This is a genomic window from Amphritea sp., assembly GCF_048266285.1.
GTDB lineage: Bacteria > Pseudomonadota > Gammaproteobacteria > Pseudomonadales > Balneatricaceae > Amphritea.
The window spans coordinates 55526-77113 of the sequence record NZ_JBLWZV010000005.1; the positions used below are offsets into that span (position 1 = coordinate 55526).

General features: G+C 48.5%; 25 protein-coding genes. 9 read left to right on the plus strand and 16 right to left on the minus strand.

Features of this window, described 5'->3' with window-relative positions; all coding sequences use genetic code 11:
* Positions 1–92 precede the first annotated feature (92 nt).
* Positions 93–524, plus strand: a complete 432-nt coding sequence (locus ACN0T0_RS08530; RefSeq protein ID WP_417225089.1) for a DNA polymerase III subunit chi — start codon at positions 93–95, stop codon at positions 522–524.
* A gap of 295 nt (positions 525–819) precedes the next feature.
* The gene (locus ACN0T0_RS08535; RefSeq protein ID WP_417225091.1) at positions 820–3675 is read left to right on the plus strand and encodes a valine--tRNA ligase; all 2856 of its coding nucleotides are present in this window, start codon (positions 820–822) and stop codon (positions 3673–3675) included.
* A 130-nt stretch (positions 3676–3805) separates the two neighbouring features.
* On the opposite strand, the gene ACN0T0_RS08540 is transcribed toward ACN0T0_RS08535, so the two are convergent.
* From ACN0T0_RS08540 to ACN0T0_RS08560, 5 genes are all read right to left on the minus strand, one after another.
* Positions 3806–3985 carry a hypothetical protein gene (locus tag ACN0T0_RS08540; protein WP_417225093.1) on the minus strand — a complete coding sequence of 60 codons (180 nt, stop codon included), beginning with the start codon at positions 3983–3985 and terminating at the stop codon, positions 3806–3808.
* Positions 3986–4038: 53 nt separating this feature from the next.
* Positions 4039–4623 carry a DUF2726 domain-containing protein gene (locus ACN0T0_RS08545; RefSeq protein WP_417225095.1) on the minus strand — a complete coding sequence of 195 codons (585 nt, stop codon included), beginning with the start codon at positions 4621–4623 and terminating at the stop codon, positions 4039–4041.
* Positions 4624–4795: 172 nt separating this feature from the next.
* Positions 4796–5410 carry a hypothetical protein gene (locus ACN0T0_RS08550; RefSeq protein ID WP_417225097.1) on the minus strand — a complete coding sequence of 205 codons (615 nt, stop codon included), beginning with the start codon at positions 5408–5410 and terminating at the stop codon, positions 4796–4798.
* Positions 5411–5646: 236 nt separating this feature from the next.
* A complete protein-coding gene (locus ACN0T0_RS08555) occupies positions 5647–7281 on the minus strand; it encodes a methyl-accepting chemotaxis protein (RefSeq protein ID WP_417225098.1) in 1635 nt (544 codons plus the stop codon).
* A gap of 385 nt (positions 7282–7666) precedes the next feature.
* Positions 7667–8128 carry a hypothetical protein gene (locus ACN0T0_RS08560; protein ID WP_417225100.1) on the minus strand — a complete coding sequence of 154 codons (462 nt, stop codon included), beginning with the start codon at positions 8126–8128 and terminating at the stop codon, positions 7667–7669.
* A gap of 387 nt (positions 8129–8515) precedes the next feature.
* Between ACN0T0_RS08560 and ACN0T0_RS08565 the strand changes: the two genes are divergently transcribed.
* Together ACN0T0_RS08565 and ACN0T0_RS08570 are read left to right on the plus strand one after the other, a co-directional pair.
* The gene (locus tag ACN0T0_RS08565) at positions 8516–8851 is read left to right on the plus strand and encodes a hypothetical protein (RefSeq protein ID WP_417225102.1); all 336 of its coding nucleotides are present in this window, start codon (positions 8516–8518) and stop codon (positions 8849–8851) included.
* A 55-nt stretch (positions 8852–8906) separates the two neighbouring features.
* Entirely contained in the window at positions 8907–9494 is a 588-nt protein-coding gene (locus ACN0T0_RS08570; RefSeq protein WP_417225104.1) for a CBS domain-containing protein, read from the plus strand.
* A gap of 202 nt (positions 9495–9696) precedes the next feature.
* On the opposite strand, the gene ACN0T0_RS08575 is transcribed toward ACN0T0_RS08570, so the two are convergent.
* Positions 9697–10653, minus strand: coding sequence for a diguanylate cyclase domain-containing protein (locus ACN0T0_RS08575; RefSeq protein WP_417225106.1), 957 nt, complete (start codon positions 10651–10653; stop codon positions 9697–9699).
* Between the two features lie 373 nt (positions 10654–11026).
* Here ACN0T0_RS08575 and ACN0T0_RS08580 point away from each other — a divergent pair, with 373 nt between their 5' ends.
* Positions 11027–11398, plus strand: coding sequence for a YacL family protein (locus tag ACN0T0_RS08580; RefSeq protein WP_417225108.1), 372 nt, complete (start codon positions 11027–11029; stop codon positions 11396–11398).
* A gap of 34 nt (positions 11399–11432) precedes the next feature.
* On the opposite strand, the gene ACN0T0_RS08585 is transcribed toward ACN0T0_RS08580, so the two are convergent.
* On the minus strand, positions 11433–12401 hold the full coding sequence (locus tag ACN0T0_RS08585; protein ID WP_417225110.1) for a DUF6635 family protein: 969 nt from the start codon (positions 12399–12401) through the stop codon (positions 11433–11435).
* Positions 12402–12731: 330 nt separating this feature from the next.
* Between ACN0T0_RS08585 and ACN0T0_RS08590 the strand changes: the two genes are divergently transcribed.
* The 3 genes from ACN0T0_RS08590 to ACN0T0_RS08600 all read left to right on the plus strand — a co-directional run bounded on the left by ACN0T0_RS08590 (position 12732) and on the right by ACN0T0_RS08600 (position 14949).
* Positions 12732–13196 (plus strand): hypothetical protein, encoded by a 465-nt coding sequence (locus ACN0T0_RS08590; RefSeq protein ID WP_417225112.1) that lies wholly within the window; start codon positions 12732–12734, stop codon positions 13194–13196.
* A gap of 95 nt (positions 13197–13291) precedes the next feature.
* Positions 13292–14143 carry a DUF692 domain-containing protein gene (locus tag ACN0T0_RS08595; RefSeq protein WP_417225114.1) on the plus strand — a complete coding sequence of 284 codons (852 nt, stop codon included), beginning with the start codon at positions 13292–13294 and terminating at the stop codon, positions 14141–14143.
* Positions 14143–14949, plus strand: a complete 807-nt coding sequence (locus ACN0T0_RS08600) for a DNA-binding domain-containing protein (RefSeq protein WP_417225116.1) — start codon at positions 14143–14145, stop codon at positions 14947–14949. The genes ACN0T0_RS08595 and ACN0T0_RS08600 overlap by 1 nt, the downstream gene beginning before the upstream one ends.
* An 82-nt stretch (positions 14950–15031) precedes the next feature.
* Here ACN0T0_RS08600 and ACN0T0_RS08605 read toward each other — a convergent pair whose 3' ends face one another.
* The 5 genes from ACN0T0_RS08605 to ACN0T0_RS08625 all read right to left on the minus strand — a co-directional run bounded on the left by ACN0T0_RS08605 (position 15032) and on the right by ACN0T0_RS08625 (position 18192).
* Positions 15032–15496 (minus strand): NfeD family protein, encoded by a 465-nt coding sequence (locus ACN0T0_RS08605; protein WP_417225118.1) that lies wholly within the window; start codon positions 15494–15496, stop codon positions 15032–15034.
* A 2-nt stretch (positions 15497–15498) separates the two neighbouring features.
* Entirely contained in the window at positions 15499–16416 is a 918-nt protein-coding gene (locus ACN0T0_RS08610; RefSeq protein WP_417225120.1) for an SPFH domain-containing protein, read from the minus strand.
* A 113-nt stretch (positions 16417–16529) separates the two neighbouring features.
* Entirely contained in the window at positions 16530–17066 is a 537-nt protein-coding gene (locus ACN0T0_RS08615; protein ID WP_417225122.1) for a hypothetical protein, read from the minus strand.
* Positions 17067–17133: 67 nt separating this feature from the next.
* Positions 17134–17718 carry a TetR/AcrR family transcriptional regulator gene (locus ACN0T0_RS08620; protein ID WP_417225124.1) on the minus strand — a complete coding sequence of 195 codons (585 nt, stop codon included), beginning with the start codon at positions 17716–17718 and terminating at the stop codon, positions 17134–17136.
* Between the two features lie 351 nt (positions 17719–18069).
* Positions 18070–18192 (minus strand): hypothetical protein, encoded by a 123-nt coding sequence (locus ACN0T0_RS08625; protein ID WP_417225126.1) that lies wholly within the window; start codon positions 18190–18192, stop codon positions 18070–18072.
* A 666-nt stretch (positions 18193–18858) separates the two neighbouring features.
* Between ACN0T0_RS08625 and ACN0T0_RS08630 the strand changes: the two genes are divergently transcribed.
* Entirely contained in the window at positions 18859–19116 is a 258-nt protein-coding gene (locus ACN0T0_RS08630; RefSeq protein ID WP_417225127.1) for a hypothetical protein, read from the plus strand.
* A gap of 166 nt (positions 19117–19282) precedes the next feature.
* Here ACN0T0_RS08630 and ACN0T0_RS08635 read toward each other — a convergent pair whose 3' ends face one another.
* From ACN0T0_RS08635 to pdxH, 4 genes are read right to left on the minus strand one after another with little or no spacing between them, the layout of a single operon-like run.
* The gene (locus ACN0T0_RS08635) at positions 19283–19474 is read right to left on the minus strand and encodes a YqaE/Pmp3 family membrane protein (protein ID WP_417225129.1); all 192 of its coding nucleotides are present in this window, start codon (positions 19472–19474) and stop codon (positions 19283–19285) included.
* Between the two features lie 40 nt (positions 19475–19514).
* Complete coding sequence (locus tag ACN0T0_RS08640; protein ID WP_417225131.1) at positions 19515–19976, minus strand: FKBP-type peptidyl-prolyl cis-trans isomerase; 462 nt, start codon at positions 19974–19976, stop codon at positions 19515–19517.
* Positions 19977–20660 (minus strand): alpha/beta hydrolase, encoded by a 684-nt coding sequence (locus ACN0T0_RS08645; protein ID WP_417225133.1) that lies wholly within the window; start codon positions 20658–20660, stop codon positions 19977–19979. It abuts the gene before it with no gap.
* Between the two features lie 22 nt (positions 20661–20682).
* Positions 20683–21336: a pyridoxamine 5'-phosphate oxidase gene (gene pdxH / locus ACN0T0_RS08650; RefSeq protein WP_417225135.1), complete on the minus strand. Its 654-nt coding sequence runs from the start codon at positions 21334–21336 to the stop codon at positions 20683–20685.
* Positions 21337–21588 lie beyond the last annotated feature (252 nt).

The following is a 21588-nucleotide window of genomic DNA, read 5'->3' on the forward strand; positions in this document are numbered from 1 at the left end:
TCTACAAGGTGCTGCACCCTACAGGTGCTGCACCTTCAGCATTCACCATTGCGCCAGCCGGTTAAACTTTTTGCTGTAAAGAGTGAGCACCTATGAGTCAGGCTGATTTCTATGTTCTGCCGAATGCTGAACCGGAAAGCCGCACCGCATTTCTCTGTCGGTTAGCGGACAAGGTTTTGGGCCGAGGACTCAACGTATTTATTCATGTCTCCGATGAACACGAGGCCCAACGTCTCGACCAACTGCTCTGGGACTACCGCGCCGATGCGTTTATTCCCCACGGCATTCTCAATCAAAAGCCCGCCGCCCCGGTACAGATCGGTTGGGGAGATCAACTGCCGACCCATCGCGATGTGTACATCAACCTAGGCTTAGAAGCCGCGGAAGAAACCCTCAAATTTGAACGTATTCTCGAAATTGTGATTCAGCAACCCGATATCCTCAGCGCCACTCGTAAAAATTTCGCGTTATACAAACAAAACGGTATCAGCCCCAAGATGCATGATATGCGACCTAAGGGCTAACTAAACCAGAGCGCTAATTAAACAAAGCGCTAGCTTAACCACAAAACCAATCATCTGAGAGCTGTGTCCCGCAACGATAGCGTTACCCAGAGAAAGAAACAGCCGCTCACCCTTCTGTACCCATTCAAACCTTTCCGCCAATATATAAGGCTTTACGAACAACCAACAAGTCATGGGAAGCATTATCTTTGGGCCGCGAGCAACGGTTTTTACCCCTCGCTTAACCGCCTTGCGAGCGCTATAATATCCGACTATTTTTTTGCACTAATTCTAGCTTTGAGAGCACGGTCTATTAATGGATACCACCTACCAGCCGCACGAGATCGAGAAATCCTGGTACAAAACCTGGGAAGAAAAAGGTTACTTCACCCCTTCCGGTGAAGGCGAGGCCTACAGCATTATGATCCCGCCGCCGAATGTCACCGGCAGCCTGCATATGGGTCATGCTTTCCAGCACACCATCATGGATGCGCTGGTTCGCTATCAGCGCATGAAGGGTAAAAACACCCTTTGGCAGGTTGGTACCGACCATGCCGGTATCGCCACCCAGATGGTGGTCGAACGTAAACTGGCGGCTGAAGAGCAGAAAACCCGTCACGATCTTGGCCGTGATGCCTTTATCGAGAAGATCTGGGAATGGAAAGCCGAATCCGGCGGCATGATCACCAACCAGATGCGCCGTTTAGGTGATTCAGTTGACTGGCCAAGCGAACGCTTCACCATGGATTCTGGTTTTTATACCGCCGTGCAAGAAGTGTTTATCCGTCTCTATGACGAAGGCCTGATCTACCGTGGTAAACGTCTGGTTAACTGGGATCCAAAACTACACACCGCGATTTCCGATCTCGAAGTGGAAAACCGCGATGTAAAAGGCAAGATGTGGTATCTGCGCTACCCACTGGCTGACGGTGTTAAAACCGCCGCTGGCGAAGACTATCTGGTAGTGGGTACAACCCGTCCAGAAACCCTGCTCGGCGATACCGGTGTTGCGGTTAACCCCGATGATGAACGCTATCAAGACCTGATCGGCAAAGAGATTATTCTGCCATTGGTTGGCCGTCGTATCCCCATCGTCGGCGATGAACACGCCGATATGGAAAAAGGCACCGGTTGTGTAAAAATCACCCCTGCCCACGACTTTAACGACAATGAAGTCGGCAAGCGTTGCCAGCTCCCCATGATCAATATTCTCACCCTCAACGGTGATATCCGTGAGGCAGCAGAAACCTTTAATACCGATGGCAGTGAAAACCACGACATAGACACCACTCTGCCGGAAAAATACCGTGGCATGGAACGCTTTGCTGCCCGCAAAGCGATCGTTGCCGATATGGAAGCCGCTGGGCTGCTGGTTAAAATCGAAGAAAACGATATGACCATCCCTTACGGTGACCGCGGTGGCGTAGTCATCGAGCCTATGCTAACCGATCAGTGGTTTGCCGATGCGAAAACCCTTTCTGGCCCAGCCATCAAAGCCGTTGAAGATGGCGATATCAAGTTCGTTCCTAAACAGTACGAAAACATGTTCTTCGCCTGGATGCGGGATATCCAAGATTGGTGTATCTCCCGTCAACTGTGGTGGGGCCACCGTATCCCGGCATTCTACGATAACGAAGGCAATGTCTACGTGGCGAAGGATGCTGCGGCGGCCCGTGAAAAATATGGTCTAGACTTGGAAACCGAACTGCGTCAAGACGATGATGTGCTCGATACTTGGTTCAGCTCCGGTCTATGGACCTTTGGCACCTTAGGTTGGCCTGAAAACACCGAACGTCTGCAAACTTTCCATCCGACCGATGTACTGGTTACCGGCTTCGATATCATCTTCTTCTGGGTTGCCCGGATGATGATGATGACCATGCACCTCATCAAAGATGAGAACGACAAACCGCAAGTCCCCTTTAAAACCGTTTATGTCACCGGTCTAATCCGCGATGAAAACGGCGACAAGATGTCTAAATCCAAGGGCAACGTGCTTGACCCACTGGATATGATCGACGGCATCAGCCTACCAGACCTGCTGGAAAAACGTACCGGCAACATGATGCAGCCGCAACTGGCTGAGAAAATTGGTAAACGTACCGAAAAGCAGTTCCCCGAAGGGATCTCCGCCCACGGTACCGATGCGATGCGCTTCACCCTCGCCGCCTTGGCCTCTACCGGCCGGGATATCAACTGGGATGTGAAACGACTGGAAGGTTACCGTAACTTCTGTAACAAAATCTGGAACGCCGCCCGTTATGTGCAGATGAACACCGACGGTGAAGACTGTGGTCAGAACGGTGGCGACGTTGAGTTGTCATTGGCCGACCGCTGGATCGCCAGCGAACTGCAGAAAGTCGAAGCCGAAGTCACCAAACATCTGGATGAATACCGTTTTGATCTGGCCTCTCAGACGCTGTACGACTTCATCTGGAACGAATACTGTGGTTGGTATCTAGAACTTTCCAAACCGGTACTGTGGGATGACAACGCCTCGGCTGAAGCCAAGCGCGGCACTCGCCGCACACTGGTACGCGCACTGGAAGTGATCCTCCGATTAACTCACCCGATCATGCCGTACATCACCGAAGAGATCTGGCAATCAATTAAAGAGATTGCCGGTGTTGAAGGTGAAACCATCATGCTGCAACCTTTCCCGATTGCCAATGAAGCGCAGCATGATGCCGCCGCTGAAGCCGATATCAACTGGCTGAAAGGGGTTATCACAGGGGTGCGTAATATCCGTGGTGAAATGGGTATCTCCCCCGCGAAAGGGCTGGATATCCTGATCCAAAAAGGCACCGCCGACGATAAAACCCGTCTCGATGCCAACCGTTCTTTCCTTGCGAAACTTGCCTCTCTCAGCTCGATAACTTGGCTGGAAGCCGGTGAAGAAGCGCCGATGTCTGCCGTTCAATTGGTCGGCGATATGCAGGTGCTTGTACCGATGGCTGGCCTGATCGACAAAGGTGCCGAACTGGCCCGTCTGAAGAAAGAGATGGATAAGCTACAGAAAGAAGCCGGTCGTCTGGAAGGCAAACTAAACAACGACAAATTCGTTGCGAATGCACCGGAAGCCGTTGTGGCTAAAGAGCGGGAGAAGCTGGCGGAATACAAAGCCTCTCTTGGTCAATTGAGCGAGCAATACGGCAAGATCGAGGCGCTGTAAGCGCCAAAGGGCCGTCGTTCGAACGTCGCTTCGCGACTTGCTCGTCGTTCGTAGTCCAAAAAAGAAAAAAGCCCAGCAGAGATGCTGGGCTTTTTTTGGTTATGGGCAACTGCCTTTTCTCATAATAAATTCAGATTGTTTTAGCTATCAAATCGGCCTTAAGAAGCCCTCCCTTTGTAAGGAGTTTTGCTGAAAAGTTAGGATTTCTTCTCGCTTTATAGGCAGATACAATGGTCTTTCTATCTAAACAGCTCACAAATTTTGATCGTTCTACTTGATTAATTTGAGATAATACTTGACTTAATTTCATGCCGATCTCCATATGTGACACGTCAATTTAATAATTGGATGAAATATTACCCCTTAGTGACTAATAACTTTTGAATTCCCATCTATTTCCTTCGCCAACATCATCTTCAGCACGTCCGTTTTATAGGCGTATTGCGCGGGGATTCGCAGGAGCGGAAGCTTTGATTGTTTGCAGATTTTCATCAGCAGTTCGTCGCGTTTCTGCCGATGTTTCTGGTTGTGGCTTTTATCGTCGAGTTCGATGGCAGCGACAGGAGTTAGATCGTCAGTTTTGCAAATAACAAAGTCGAAATGTTTAGCACTGATAGCATTAAAGGCTTTCTGCCACTGACTACGGTTACGGCTCGGCTGCGGCTCCAACACGTCTGCAACGCGAACTTTGCCGAACACCTGATGTTGATCACTATCAATGGCTTTTAATAACACACCATAGAAGGAACGCTCCGCGGGGGTGAACAACGGACCGCATTGACGATAGCCTAGCGCTTCGGGTATACCCAACGTCGCGGAGGGTACTAAATCCGTAGCCTCGGGCAACGCTTCAGCCGTGTCTTTACGCCCTGTTCGCTGCTGTTTTTTGCTCATCGCGATAAACAAAAACACGCCGAGAATAAGAAATAATAAGATAAAAAACTTCATCGTTAACAATCCTTACAGCTATACATGGAGACGGGGGTATTATTATCTTCAAACATCATGACCCGGCCACCTTTATACTGACATTAACCATTTCGCTACCCTGATCTGACTTGAATACACTCTTATTTAAGGCGCTTGCGCGCAACGCAACACCTGGAACAAAATATCTATGCTATGGGCCTCCACAGACTTTATCTCGTTCATAGACATCAATATTTTTATGGGTACGGGCGGCTTTAATAGTGAGCATGGCACAGCGTTGCCGCTGTTTAGCCTCTTCATCGATCTCGGTTGCACGATTAACTTTTGCGACAACCGGCTGATAGCTAGCAGCAGCATCGCAGTAAAGGCGCTTATAATTTGAGTAATCGGGTGTCCGGTTGGGGTGCTGTGCTAATGTTTGGCAGGTTTCTCTAAAGAACTGACTCGCCGCCTCAGTACACGCAGAATAATCTAATAGATCACCTTTCAGTGGCAGGCAGACGCTATTAGGCCGCAGCTGCCATAGTTGATATTGGAAACTCACCGGTTGATTACGGTATTCGACAACGATCGATTTAAGTTCTGTCCCAACGCCATCCGAGAGAGGCTGAGAGATAAGTTTGCCTAGTGACAGGATGAAGCGCTCATAGGAATCGCTCAACACATCCGCACCAGCGATACCCGGCAGCAACAAACTACCGACAAGTAACAACAAAACACAATGACGTTTGCGATAAACAGCGATGGGGATTTTCAGATAACGAACGATGAGCCACGTACACCGGCTCTTAAAAAAAGCATCCATGTTATATCCATTTGCATAGGCGCGATGCGCTGCTTGGCCGTCCTGACCAACTACATGATTGCACAGGCAATCTGGTGACGAGTTATGTTGTACAAACCCTGAATGTACTCTGCTAGTACTCTTCTCTCAACCCTGAGGCAAAATTAAGGCCGATAACTGGCACCTATGTATGCCGCTTACTGGCGTTTGCGAGCGACTCACAAGCGCCGAAGCCTCTAGCGAATCGCAACGCGTCCCTAGGTTTTAAACTGGCCAACCTTGGTGTTTAACTCTGCCGCCAGTTTTGACAGCTCATCGCTGGCGATCGACAATTGCTGGGCGCCTTCCGATGAGCCTTGGGCAGAATCGTTAATCGCTACCAGTGAACGGTTGATGGCTTCGGCTACACTGGTTTGTTCTTCACTGGCCGAGGCGATATGGGTATTCATATCGGTAATCATACATACCGCAGCAGATATACCCTGCAACGCATTGCCCGCCTCTGCCGCTTTCCCACCGGTCTGCTCTGCTTCTGCCTGGCTCTGTTCCATCGCATTGACTGCCGAGCGGGTATCCACCTGTAAACGTTCAATCGCGGTCTGAATCTCTGTTGTTGATTGTTGAGTACGCAGGGCTAAGGTACGAACTTCATCAGCAACCACCGAAAAACCCCGACCTTGATCACCAGCTCGGGCTGCTTCAATGGCGGCATTAAGCGCTAGCAGGTTGGTCTGATCAGCTATCTCTTTAATCACATTGATGATTGAATCGATATTTTCGCTATTCTTTTCCACCGCGCAAATACGTTGGGACACCTGTGCGACATTGCCAATCAAACTGTTGGTAGAGGCAACTGCCGCCGAGACAATCCCATTGCCCTGATAAGCCTGTTCCTGCATTAGTTTCGTCTGACTATCCGCCTGTTCTGCACTTTTTGCCACCTCTTGGGAAGTTGATACCATTTGGTTCATGGCACTCGCAACCTGCTCAATTTCCATCCGCTGGCTACCGATGCTTTTATTAGTCTGATCACTGATTGATGACATCTCTTCAGCGGCGGAGGCCAGTTGCAGCGTGGCACTACTGATACCACCAATTAACAGACGCTGATGAGCCAGCATTTGATTGAAGTTTTCAGACATTTTGCCCAGCTCATCTGAACTGTTCACCTCAACTGTGGCGGTAAGATCGGACTTTTGAGCCACCTCATTCATAGCAAAACGGAGTGCATCCAGCGGCTGCCGGATTGAACGATACACCAACAATCCGAGCAACGCTAAGAGCACCATTAAGCAGGCGCCCAACACCAACATAATAGTTAATGAGGTTTTATACACCGCTTGCACGTTACTTCGCTCTTCGGCCGCAATCTGTAATTGCAGATTAATAAGCGTCGAAATTTTATCACTGATCGGATCGATATCTTTATACAACGGGCCATCATAAGCATCTAACTGGCCCTTAATATTGCCTAAACCAACCTGTTTGATGCCCATTTCAAGCTTATCTAATGAGCGATCAGCCACCACAAAGAGTTGCTCCGCATCATTTGCCATCTGTAGCTCGTCATCGGTTAGAGTGTGCGCCCGATAATCCTGCCATTTCCCAGTAATGGTTTTTCGCGCAGCCTGAATCCCCTGCAAGGCTTCAGCACCGGTTAAAATACCGGCATTTGCCTTATTAACCGCATCAATCACCAACACCGCATACTCATCGGCAATCACTTTTAAATCTTTCAGCGGTAGTACACGCTCTTCATAGATACGATCAACGCCATCGTTGGCGCTTTGGAGTTGACTGAGTGAGGTGGCGATGACAATAACAATACCAAGCACCGGAAGAATGGTGGTAAGCATGAGCTTATGGCGAATAGATAGACCCTTTAAAAGCATAGACAGCTCCGCAGACCCAACCTATACCAGAAGGCCTGACTTAAGACGGGCTCGGATTCCAACAAACCCTAAATTCAAAAGCTAAGATATTCCCTATTGGTGTCGAACTCCCTGATAGGTATCATATAATATTTACCCACCACTACAATCAATGAATTACCCAGTTTGATGTTATAGGGCGGGCGATATCCCCCATGGCTAACAAACTCCTGCTCTAGGGCGTAGCTAAAAAATTATTAGAATCAATAAGCTAATAAAGACCTTACAGCAAAAACCCGGCACAAAGGCCGGGTTTGGATAGATCGCAAAAGATACCATCGATTAACGACGTTAAGACCCAATAATTAGGGGCGAACGGTACAAACAGCGCTCTTGAAATTTAGGCTCAGGCCGAGGTATCCAGCAGGATACCGGTGGTAGAACTCTCTTGGCTCTGAAACAGTGAAATCAGCTCATCAAAATTAACTGAACCATCTTCATCAAAAATCGAAGCAACCGCTTCTTCACCAAACTCTTCGGTCAACTTTAACTGCAACTCTTCACTGGATATCATCCCCTGAGGAGGTGGCGGCGGTGGCGGAGCCATACCCTGGGCTTCACCTCCGTTGCCTGGGGCATTGTTGGCTAACAATGACGTTAATTCATCAACATCAATAGAGCCGTCCTCAGCCAGTACCGAAGAGGCATCGTCGCCAAAACGCGAGGTCAAATTAGCGACCAGTGTTTCCCCATCGACACTACCTTCTTCGACTGCGTTTACCATTTGTTGGGCGAGATCTTCAGGTGAAGGAGGTTTTCTCATCTCCATCATTGAAGTACCGCCCGCCTGAATACCGGTAATACTCATAGCGTTCTCCTTGCCGATTAATATGATTTAAAGTTATCGGAATTTGCAAAGGATATACCGGAAAAAACACTTGGCGCTGATTTATCCTTACTTCTATGGCGACTTTGCACTTCTTAACAACGGCTTAACCTAACTTAACAAAACTTAACATTCATGCCTTATCGGCACACCTCAAACAGCGAACAAACCCTTTAAAATCGGGCGATAGCCCCATATTGGCACAAACTCAGCGGCCATTATTTGCCGCTTGATATTGATCAATATCGCAACAGATGTGGCACATAATTTCCTTTAGGCGGCCTATAAAGCGATTCAATAAACCTAACGATCGACAAACTTTCCGTTTCAGGATTCCCCCGCTGTTAATTTTAGCCTACACTGGAATTCATGAAGCACATTGACAGCATCACCTCACCTCAACCCACCCGCACGAGCCAATATGGCTTCGCGCTGATGCTGTTGTTGGTGTTGATAGCGATGCAAAGCCGTGGACTGGCACTCGAACCCCTTGCCTCTCAGCTATTATCCGTCAATGAAAGTATTTCCGAGCAGATGTTATTACCCGCCACCAACGGCGATAACGATCAACCCTGCCTGCTAGTTTCAACCACTAATCATACGTTACGGTTCAACCCTCCCACAGAACAGCAAGAAACCCCGTTCCACCCCTCCAACCCACGTTGGATAGCCCCCAGCACAAGAGCCCCACCCGTTTTTAGCTAATTTTCACATCACTATTTTATCTAATTGATGACCGCCATTAAGGCAGGATGATGCTATGAATAATTACAATGAATTAAAAACGATTCTACTCAATGCTTCCGACCATATCGCTAGTCCAAAGGAACTGCACGAATACACACTCGACACCCCAGCCATCGAAGTGGTAACCGATTTTGAGAAAGTACAACCACTGATGATGGAGCAGGATGTCTCAATCGATGAAGCCCGACAGATGATGCGTAAAGTGCATGTTCGCTCGGTATTGGTCATCGATAAAGATGAAAACTTTCGCGGACTGCTCACCATTGCCGATCTGGAAAGCCGTTCGGCCATGAGTATCGCCACCTCCGCAGGACTGAAGCGGCACGATATCTCTATTAAAGAGGTAATGACTCCCCGTGATCGCTTACATGCCATACCGCTATCGGAAGTAAACCACGCCTCTATCGGCGACCTGATGCGTACCTTACAACACACCGGTACCCCACATATGCTGGTAGTGGATAGCGCGAAGCATCAGATACGCGGTGTCATTTCATCCAGTGATATCGCTCGTCGCCTGAAGATACCGGTCGAAATTTCCAAGCGGGCAGCGCATTTCCGTGAGGTTGTCGATGTATTGTTTGCGGGCCGAGATACTTGAGAAAAGCCGAGACAATCAATAAAGCCAAAAAACACCAGTTGAAGGGGCTACTGTTCGGGGTGATGTCCGAATAGTAGTAAAGCAAGCCACGACCAACTGAAGTGAATGGCTTGCCTATCAAAGCCCGGTTCTGATACCGGGCTTTTTATTATCGATTTAGCACAACCTCAGTTAATCTTAGTCACCAGTCGTTCGCTAATATCTAGTTTAGCTCACGCCCTTGGCGAGCTATCTCTTGCGGCCAACTACAAACAACCTTGTTACGGCCACTACGTTTCGCTTCATACAACATCCGATCAGCGGTCTCAAATAAACAACTGCGATCACCATTAAGACGGGGCTGTACACAGGCAACCCCGGCGCTGATCGAGAGAAAGTGCCCCGCTTCAGCCCCCGGATGGGTAATTGAAAGGTCGAGTACTGCACGCAAACAACATTGGGCAATATCATAGGCTGATTCTCGCCCGGTATCGGGCAGCAATAAGACGAACTCTTCGCCCCCATAGCGAGCAATAAAGTCGGTTGAACGGGTAGCAACACCCTGCAAGGCTTTAGCCACTGACTTGAGACCTTCATCACCTAAGAGGTGACCGAAGCGGTCGTTATAGTCTTTGAATTGATCAATATCGACAACAATCAGCGATAAAGGCGCATCATTACGTACCGCATGTGCCCATTCCCGCGCTAACGTCTGATCATACAAACGCCAATTGGCAACACCGGTCAAACCATCTTGAAACGACAGCACCTCCAGCTTTTTATTCGCTCGCTGAAGGTCATCCTCTAACGCTTTTCGATCTGAAATATCAAATACAAACCCGATAAGTGCTTTGATCGCACCATCGTCTTCGCGCACAACATGCACAACATCCCGCACCCAGACACTCTCACCCGTTGCGGTTAGAGCCCGATAATCCAGTTCATAGTCATCAAAACGGCTCGATGCGATACAGTCGTTGATGCACTTTTCTCGGTCATCTTCATGGATACGATTAAGCCAATCATTCTCGGTGACCCAACTATCTTGAGGCCAACCTAACAGGGCCTCGATCTGCGGCCCAATGTATTCAAAGGTTTTTGTTTCCCAGCATACCCGCCAAGGAATCGCCTTAGTCGACTCCAGTAACGTTTTGTAGATATCATCTTGTTGGTCATTCACGCTATCTAACTCCTTGAAGCGTATGAATCTAAAGGGCTATTATCCACCCCTAGCATAAGCAACAAACTTATTTTACGACCATGCTAGCCGTTAAATATAACGTACTGATATCAAGATTCCACTATTCATTAACCAATCTGATAAATGTATCCATATAAACTAAATGCCGAAAACAATAATGATGCTAATTAGCGACGATTCGCCCGTAAGCGATACTGCAGTCTGACAATAACAGCAGCTCGCACACTCAAACTGATGCTCCTCTCATCAGCATCACGCCGATCGCTGCGCTATTCAGGCCGCCTGTGCTATTCTCCCAACCCGGTTAAACTATGCGATTAAGGTTAACCTTCACTATCTACGGAGCACGATTGTGGACTACGATTTCACCCACGATATTTATGGCGCATACTGTGCTGAGTTTTCGATGGGCCATGAAGCCCTAGGTTACTGGCTGACCTATGAACTCAGAAGCCGCCAGCCCGTTATTGCCGAATTATTACGTATCACCACCGAGCTGCAACAGCAGCAACGGCGCGAATATCTAATGGAAGGGTCGGAATATAATCTGGTACTCAATCAAGATGAAGCCATCGTCCGTGCCCATGCGCTGGATGCATACGATGACACCGAAGAACCGGAAGACAATCTGGTGTACTACGATCAAGAATCGACTGCCTGCTGCGGACTCGATGACTTTATCGAGATCTTACAAGGCTGGCAGCAGTTTACCGCGCCGGCCTAACCGGATGCTGACAAAGCCAGGCCAATAAAACCCGTTATAGCAACCCGGCGCGAATCAGATCAAAGCATTCCATAATTCGCGCCAGATACTGATCTTTAGGGCGGAAGCTATTGCTACTTTGCTGGAGCATATCCTGCTCCATATGCCGAAGCATCTTATTCAGACGATAACGGTGCAGCCCCAATGCGGCCTGCACTGGGTCGGAGATCACCCCACTCAAAGCAGCCCCCGCCGACAACACCGCCAAAACGCCTGCGATCGTTGCCAAAGTAAGAGTCAGCGACGGCGAAGGGGGAAAAACACTGTAATAGAGGTTGCCTAGGGTTTCACCCAAAAGAAAGTCTCGACTGGCTAGCTGGGTACTGATCATACTCGCCAGCATCAAACCGATACCTATACCACCGGGGGTAAACTTCTGAAACGCGAACGCCCCCAATACCGTGCATGACAATGTGTTAGTAATATCCGCCGAAGCGGTGCGGGTCACCCGATACTGTGCCAAGGCATCCTCAATAATGGGCTCCGCCTGACGATGAAAGTGAGCAATATCGACACAGACATCACTCTGCTGCTGATATAACTCACGTAACGCCTCCGCAATATACCAACTCAACGAGGCATCCGGCTGGTTATGCTGCAGTAAATCACGCAGCACTAATTCACTGATATGGGTTTGCACCTGAGTGGTAAAGCCAGCGGGAAAACGCCCGAACAAACGGTGTAGCCAGCCCAACCGCGCAGAACGCCCGACCAAGAAACGCAGCAGGCTAACCAAGGCAAACAATGGGGCCCAAAAAAGATTAATCGGGGCGCGCAGAATATCCAAGCCAAACGCCACCCGATTGGTTTCCAGCGCCGCTGGATATCGAAAGTGTGTAGCAACAAAGCTCGGCACGCGGCTACGACAATCGCTGAAGTAGGCGCGAATCCCTTTCAGTACCGCTTGCTGAATAGCTTGCTGTTGTTGAGCCTGGCTTTCAGCCTCAATCTTTGGAAGTTGCATATCGCCCTAACATCTAGAAACCTGACACATCTTATTCACGCACACGGCCCAAACGGAGCAGTTAAGACCGAGAAAAAACACAAAGGTTTCCCCGCTTTATATCAATTTGAGTAGTTTAACGACTTAAGATGACAAAAACACAGCCACTTTCAGGTTCATTTCAAGTTAGTCATCAATACTGGCCCTGCATTCGATAAGGATTTTCTTATTCCAGCACCTTAGCGGTGCGTTTAATAAAGACCTTACGAGCACACTCATTAGCAATTTAATTACCCACTCTCATTAACTTTGAGCCAAAAGAGTGGCTACTCAACCAGAGGAAAAACAATAATGAACTCCAATCTGAAAAGTGGTTTATCCGGTGCGGCTATCGCCGTTGCAGCCGCAGGCCTAGCAGGCTGCATGGGCGCAACTGCCGCCACCAGCACCGCCCCAATGACCAGCGGTGACACCGTTGAACTTGGACATTGCTATGGTGTTAACTCCTGCCAGGGTCACAATGACTGCAAAACGGCGAACAATGCCTGTAAAGGACAATCCGCCTGTAAAGGTCAGGGCTTTGTTTCTATGCCATTAAAAGCCTGTACTGATGCCGGCGGAACCGTGCGTGATGACTGGCGAGATCAAATTGCTAAAGCAGAACTCACTCAGTGTTTTGGTATTAATGTCTGTAAAGGCCATAATGACTGTAAAACAGCGGAAAATGCCTGTAAAGGACAGGGTTCTTGTAAAGGCACCGGCTTTGTTATGACCACCGAAAAATCGTGTGACGATATCGGCGGTACAACCAAGTAAGCTAAGCCGATCACTCACACAGTGACTCACCGCTAAACCAGTACTATCAGTATGAACGCCCTCCGGGGCGTTCGACTTTCTCTGCAGGAGATCTCATGACCAACCATTATTTAGGTTTCGGACTGGGCTTAAGAACCCCACATTTTCAGGATGTGCTGGATACTCACCCCGAGGTCGATTGGTTTGAAATCATCTCAGAAAATTTTATGGTCGCCGGCGGTAAGCCCAAGTATTACTTACAAGCCATCCGTGAACGCTATCCGATGGTTATGCATGGGGTATCCCTGTCGATTGGCTCTACCGAGCCCTTGGATAAAGATTACCTACAACGGCTGAAACAATTAGCCAATGAAGTACAGCCGGAATGGATATCAGATCACCTCTGCTGGACCGGACTCGATGGCATCAATAGCCATGATCTCCTGCCCATGCCCTATACCGAAGAGGCCATCAATCATATTGCCGAACGCATTATGCAAGTGCAGGACAGCCTTGGTCGGCAGTTATTACTGGAAAATGTCTCCAGCTATCTAAGCTACACCGATTCGGCCATGAGTGAATGGGCGTTCTATAACGAAATTGTCGAGCGAGCCGACTGCCTTATGTTGCTGGATATAAACAATGTCTATGTCAGCAGCCGTAACCACCATTTTGATGCTGAGGCCTACCTTGATTCGATCAACCCCGCACGGGTTAGACAGTTTCATTTAGCCGGACACAGCGATTACGGCACCCATGTTATCGACACCCACGATCACGATATTTGTGACCCCGTTTGGCAGCTTTACCGCCAAGCACTGCAACGTTTTGGCCCCGTTAGCACCATGATCGAACGGGATGATAATATTCCCCCACTCAATGAGCTGCTTGACGAGCTGAATATTGCCCGTCAAATCGCCGCTGAAACCCTCGATTTTCAACCACCAATACGCGAGGTTGCCGGCTGATGACATCATCCCTACATCAACGCCAGCAGCAGATGATGCAGGCACTACTTAACGGCAGCGATGAGATTACTCAGTACATCCATAGCGATGATCAACTCAATGCCGAGCAACGCTTGTCGATCTATCAAAGCGGTTATCGTATCCGCCTACGGGAAGTGATCGATAATGATCACCCCGTGTTAGGTCGTTATCTCGGGGATGAACTGTTTGATCAACTAAGCCAAGGTTACATCGATGCAGCGCCTAGCGCCTATCGGTCATTGCGCTACTATTGTGATCCCCTACCAGATTATCTACGCCATGATGCGTTTTTTAGTCAGCATCCCCAGATTGCCGAATTAGCACGATTTGAACGCTGCTTACTAACCGCCTTTGATGCCGCCGACCGCGATACAGTGACGGCAACCACGCTGCAGCAGACGCCACCGGAACACTGGCCCACGCTGCAACTGCGATTTCATCCAAGCCTGCAACTGTTTAACACCCCGTTCAATGTCGTCGAGATTTGGCAAGCCCTGAAAATGGAACGACAACCCCCGGATCCATTGCCACAGCCTGAATGCTGGGTCGTTTGGCGCAACCACGAAAGACTCACAGAGTTTCGTTCCGCTGAACCGTTAGAGCAGGCATTGTTGAATTGCTTTCTGCATGGTGGTGATTTTTCACAAGCGGCAGAACTGGTTGCCGCCCAGGTGAATGAAAACGCCGCAGCCGCGAAACTATTAACGATATTGTTTCGCTGGCTCGAACTAGGCTGGATACATCAACTGAATCACGGCCAAACACCACATTTAGATATTGTTTGAAGGGAGATCAGCGTACCCCCAATAAAGGGTTACGCTGTATATGAGAGAATCTGCTGTTAACTTGAACCTTTAAGTGAAGCCATTAAGCGTTAGCACTGCCTAACGGACGGATCTTAATGACCATCCCTTCACTGGCGTAAACCTCAACCTGAGTTCCAGCAACGAGTGTGGCCTCAGCTTCCGCTTTCCATAGCGTATCGCCGACCTGCACTCGTCCTTGACCGTTATCTAGGTTTTGCGCCAAGACAAACTTACGCCCTATCAACTGCGCCGCCCGATCATTCAACAACGGCTCATCAGTGTGCCGGTTAAAGGAGCGAAACACACGCCAATAGAGTACCGTAAAGCCGATGCCCAGTAGGGCAAACAATAGCAACTGATATGACCAGCTATCGATCATACCCAGCGCAACCGTCCCCGCCACCACTAAGCTCGCCACGGCCAAACCGATCAAAAAACCGGAGGCCCCGAGCATTTCCAGAATCAATAATACCGTGCCAAGAATCAGCCAGTGCCATTGGGTCAAGGTATTAAACCAATCAGCCATCGTTAATCTTTCGCTTTGGTGGGTTTGAGCAATTCAGAAATTCCGCCAATAGAGCCGATCAAACTGCTAGCTTCCAACGGCATCATGACCACTTTGCTATTCTCGCCTTCGCCAATCGCTTGTAACGCTTGGGTATATTTTTGCGCCACAAAGTAATTGATCGCTTGCTGATTACCTTCACTGATCGCTTCAGAGACCACCTTAGTAGCCAAGGCTTCTGCTTGCGCTTCACGCTCCCGTGCCTCAGCATTCAAGATTGCCGCCTGAAGGTCACCTTCTGCCCGTAAAATCTCCGCCTGCTTCTGGCCTTCGGCCACTTTAATTGCCGCTTCCCGCTGACCTTCGGCCACCAGAATCGTCGCCCGTTTATCCCGCTCGGCTTTCATCTGGTTACCCATGGAATCAACCAAGTCCTGAGGCGGTGAAATATCGCGAATTTCGATACGCGTCACCTTAATACCCCAAGGGTCGGTCGCTTCATCGACCTTACCTAGCAACTTAATATTGATGGCATCCCGATTAGATAACATCTCATCAAGTTCCATTGAGCCTAACACTGCACGGATATTCGTCATCACCAGGTTACGCATCGCCCGAGGCAGATCATTCACCTCATAAGCGGCCTTACCGGCATCAAGTACCTGAAAAAAGCACACCGCATCAGTCGTAACCATTGCGTTATCAGAACTGATCACTTCCTGTGGTGGAACATCCAACACCTGCTCCATCATGTTTTGTTTTGAGCCTACCGCATCAACAATCGGAATCAACAGGTGCAAACCCGGATGTAATGACCGGGTAAAGCGACCAAACCGCTCAACCGTCCAACAATGACCTTGGGGAACCATTTTCACGCCGGCAAAAATCAACGCCAACGCAAAAATTACAATCACAACAATTGAAATTTCAAATCCATACATCAGTATTCTTCCTTACATTCACACAGAAGTAGGCCTTTAAACAAACAGCAGCCAAAACACCCTTAATATACGCGATTCATATGCTGACAGCGATGTTTGTCTTGGCTAAGATTTTAGCCATCGGCAGGAACACCAGACGCACGTTTGCCTGTATTTTCCGCTTTAAGATATTGCATCATCAATATACGATCTTCGGCAATACGCGCCATCGCTTCCTGTTCCAGCGCCCAATCTTCATCTAATAAGCTATGTTTGAGCAACAGCGACAATTTTTGCAGCTCAAAAAACAGATCAAATAATCCATTGAGCTGATGTCGGTAGATGTAAGCCTTTTGATTGAACAGTGTTTTACCGTAGCTCTCTTTGCTCTCGATATAAGCAGGCGTCCAATGACGGTTACGAAAGAGAACAAAACCATTAGAATCTTGCGCCGCTTTAAACTGCTGATACTGAGTCACAAGCTCATCGCTAATCGTCAGATACTCACCGACGATATGACGTACAAATACTTGAGGGTCTGCCGCATCAATCAGCAATACTGGCTTCTTTTGCTCGGGCTCAGCGTCATTACAACCGGATAACAGTAACACCGAACTGCTGAGTAACAGCGCCATAAGGGCTGCGATCCATCGCCTATTGATACGTTTCATCTGTGCCTTTCAACCTTGAGCTAACTTAATGTGCCCACTATCGTTTAATAAACCGAACCCTGAATCATTAACGTTTCAAATGAGAAAAAATGGTCGTGATCTGTTCGCTAAGACTCTCGGGGTTACGGCTGGTTTTCATATAGATCCGCAAACCGATCATCTGTACTTGCAGATGCCTGGCCAAAATACGTGGATTCGCATGTTCAGCTATCTCGTTTTGATCTTTCGCTTGCTGCAGAATATCAGCAAAACGATCCTCGGTACGTTTAAGCAGTTCCCGTGATAAGGCCATCAGCTCCGGGTGATCATCACCCACCTCCGTCAGCGTCTTAACCAACATACAGACTTCACTGGGGTTTGTATTGCACTGGTCGATCACCACATTGCGGAAAAACATCTCAAGGCCCGCCAAAGGGGAACCCGTACTAGCGATCCGCTGTGCTAATACATCGGCCATCTCTTTGGAATAACAGACTAACGCTTCGCGATAGAGTTGCTCCTTACTACCAAACGCAGCATAGATACTGCCCGGTCGCATATCGATCGCCTGCTGCAGATCTCGAGTAGAGGTGCCATTATAGCCTCGCTCCCAAAACAGCAACATTGCCTTATGAATCACGTCTTCTCGATTGTATTTTGCTACATTTGCCATCGCGGCACCTTTAAACTGAACCTGTGATCAGATATTAATCTGAACAGTTGTTCAAAATCAATCTTTATCCCTAACCCGTGCCCCTTTAAATCAGCCGATAGGGATCAGCTCCTACCTTAACAACAGGTCGAGACAATACAATCGTTGCCATAACCATTGAGTGGATAGTTGTGAAGTACAAGCATTAAATGCACGACAAGTAGAGCTCTTTATGGGGAATAAAGAAAGAGGCAACCATTGCCCGTTGATGATTACCAGCCTGAGGCTACCAACAATGCGCTTATTTCAGGCACTAAAAAGGCCGCGCTATGCGGCCCCTTTGTGATTCAATCATGCTGTTCAGACCAGCAATTACTTCTTGCCGTCTTCGTTCATGAGTTTGCGAATTTTGATAAACGCCCAGATCATGGTGCCAGCCATTGCGGCAACTCCTAGCAAACTAGGCCACAGCGTTTCGAACGTATACGGATCCATAACAGTTACCTTTTTTGTGTTTCAACCTTAAGACTGATATTACTCCTGATATCCGAAGAGAATATTGATATAACTCAATAAGTACTCTCATAACTGATTTTACCGATCATCTATACCTTTAACGCCGTCCCACACTGCGCCGACATAATTATCTGATGCCGAGCCTATACAGCATTTCTTTAGAACCATCACCTCACAGCTATATAACCACTAGGCCAGCAGTACTTACACCAAGACTGATATCAATACTTAATAGCACCACACCAGGCTGAGTTCTACCCCGGTAAAACAGCCAATCCCTTGGTGCAGGTGCTAGGCCCATCTTTCTTCCTCGTGAGAAACCAATCCTCCATATAACAATACAGAGTATAGAAGACGCTTAAATAGATAATGAATAATCATAATTCTCTTACGATAGTTAAAACCATCCATTTACGCTGTAGGTATTGATAAATACAATCACGAAAAAACATAAAAATATCTTTTAAAATCAGTAACTTAAAAAACAAAAACACCATCCTGGAAAGCTATCACAAAATCACAAAAAAATCCTTAATAAACAATGAATTAAAAACTAACGAATATCCTTATAAACTTTTGATAAATCAAAAATTATTATATAATTAACTTAATCTATTTTTAAGATCACTAAAGAAGGAATTGATGATGCAAGAGAGAGAAATTAAGCTCCTATTTAAAGCGGGCGTGTTTGATTCCTGCCAGGCGGCACCGGTCTCTATTGCTCGGGGTTGGCGTCTAAAATTCATTACAAAACAGAACGAAGTGCTAACGCTGGATCTGCAACGTTCACGTAAAGAACGGGAATTTAAGAGCCTCGATGGCGCGGCGGCGGTGGCTCGACGTATCGGCTTTGAATGGCTGAATGTTCAAATTGGCGATATGGAATGGCAAGAAAAGGTATAAGTAAGACAGATAACAGCCCAGATCACCGAGACAGAAGCATCGGCGTAGTAATGATCTCAGCATATAATGCCAAAAGGATGATGACAGGCGGGATGGTGCGCGGCACTTCAGTCGATGATCGAAAGAAGCACCGGTGCATTAATGCATCGAGATAACGATGGCGAGGTTATTTGCCACCTAAGGCAGCGTCTATTTTCTGATCTGTTTTATATTGGCTCAGAGCATAAACAGACCAAATAGCGGCGGGCAGCCAACCAACAATCGTTATTTGTAGCAGCAGGCAGATAATGCCAGCAAAGGGTCTGCCAATGGTAAAAAATTGTAACCAAGGTAACAGCAGCGCTAACAGTAGTCGCATAGTCTATGTTCCTCTTATCTATTAACTAGGGGAAAGCGTATCAGCTGGCTTGCAGCTCGGCCTCTGTCGCATCACGTACAGAGATAACCTCGACTTCAAAGTCCAGTGTCTGGCCAGCAAAAGGGTGATTGGCATCAATCGTCACTTCGCCTTCTTCAGCGTCGATCTGCATAATGGTCACCAGTTGCGGCTCGCCATCTTCGCCCTCAACCTGACACAGCATGCCTTCATGGATGTCATCAAATCCGGCAAAAGATTCGGCATCGATAATGCTCACTCGCTCTTCATCCCGCTCGCCGTAACCCTGTTCAGGGGCGATGGTGACACTAAACTTATCCCCAACAGCGCGGCCTTCCAACGCCGTTTCTAAGCCAGGGATAATTTTCCCCCTGCCCTGAATATACGGCAAAGGTTCGCCATCACGGGAGCTATCAACCACCTCTTTGGCAGCGTTATACAGGGCATAGTGAATCTCGACATAGCAGTTGTTACTGATATTCATTTAAATAGTTTCCATCGTTAATAGTCCAGTCAGCCACGCACCGATCGATTCAATCTCGGCCACACACAGACCGTGATCAACCGGCCAGCTATGCCACTGGGGCTTATAGTCTAACTGTTGCAATAATTCATTGGCTTGTTGGCCAAGCACCATCGGCACAACATCGTCAGCCGTACCGTGATGAATCGCAATGGCGATCCCTTGGTTAGCCGTACTGCGATGCTGTGCTATTAATTCCGCCGTTGCGACATAGGTTGAGAGAGTGAGCAAGCCCGCCAACCGCTGTGGAAAGCAGAGCGCGGTATGATAGGCCACGGCTCCGCCCTGAGAAAAACCAGCGAGGACGATCTTATTCGCCGGAATACCCCGGGCAATTTCCCGCTCAATTAGACGGTTTATCTGACTGACAGACTGCAACAAGCCATCAACATCGATCTTGCGCTCCAGCTTCATTTCCAGAATATCGTACCAAGCAGGCATCTCCCAGCCTCCATTGACGGTAACCGGCTGCACCGGGGCATTGGGGAAGACAAAGCGCACCGGCAGGTTTGCCGGCAGCTTGAGTGCCGGAATTACCGGCTCAAAATCATGGCCATCGGCGCCCAGCCCATGTAACCAGATAACACTGGCAACCGGCGGCTGGGGCGGTTCAACTTCAACGCAGGATAAGAATTGTTCAGTCATGTTATTAATATTCCGTTAGCACTTAAGGGGCGAGTCGATCGATCTGCCACTGACCATCCATCAGCGTGTAGCTGAAGCGATCATGTAAGCGGCTTTCCCGCCCCTGCCAGAATTCAAAACGACTGGGTATTAAACGATAACCTCCCCAACATTCAGGGTAAGGAATATCACCATCGGGATGTTGCTGCTGCAGTTCAACGACCGCTTGTTCAAGGCTTTCTCGACTGTCGATCACCGAGCTTTGATGGGAGATAGCGGCACTCAGGCGACTGCCAACGGGGCGCTCATTGAAATATTTACGACCCTGTTCCGGTGACAGTTTCTCTACCCGCCCCTGGATACGGATCTGCCGCTCAAGACCATACCAGTAGAACATCAGCTCCGCTTGAGGGTTTTCTGCGAGATGCTGGCCTTTATGGCTACGATAATCGGTATACCAAGCAAAGCCGTCCGCACCAAAATGTTTCAGCAACACAATACGCGCCGAAGGCATCCCTGACGCACCGGCGGTCGCCAGCGTCATGGAAGTCGCATCATCGGGACGATATTCGGTGGCCGTCTGCATCCAGTCTGCAAATTGCTGTACCGGATCGGCCGCCAAATCTGACCGGTTAAGAGGGTGCGCCACATATTCACGGCGCAGGGCTTTAAAATCACCCTGATCGGATTGACTCATAGATAACCTGACAATTAATTCATACGAATGGATCATCTGCGCTAGCGGGCGGATATCACAACACAACCGCAGACCCTTTAGCCGTTATAATACTGCACAATGGCGCCAACATCACGGAGATCCGCCCCGTAAGACATCACCGTAAAAACTCAAGGCGACTCGCTCTTAGCCACAGCATAGCGAACCCTAACGCCGCGATTTGAGACAGTTAATTTAACGATTCAACGCTGCCACCATTTGACTATGGGTTGC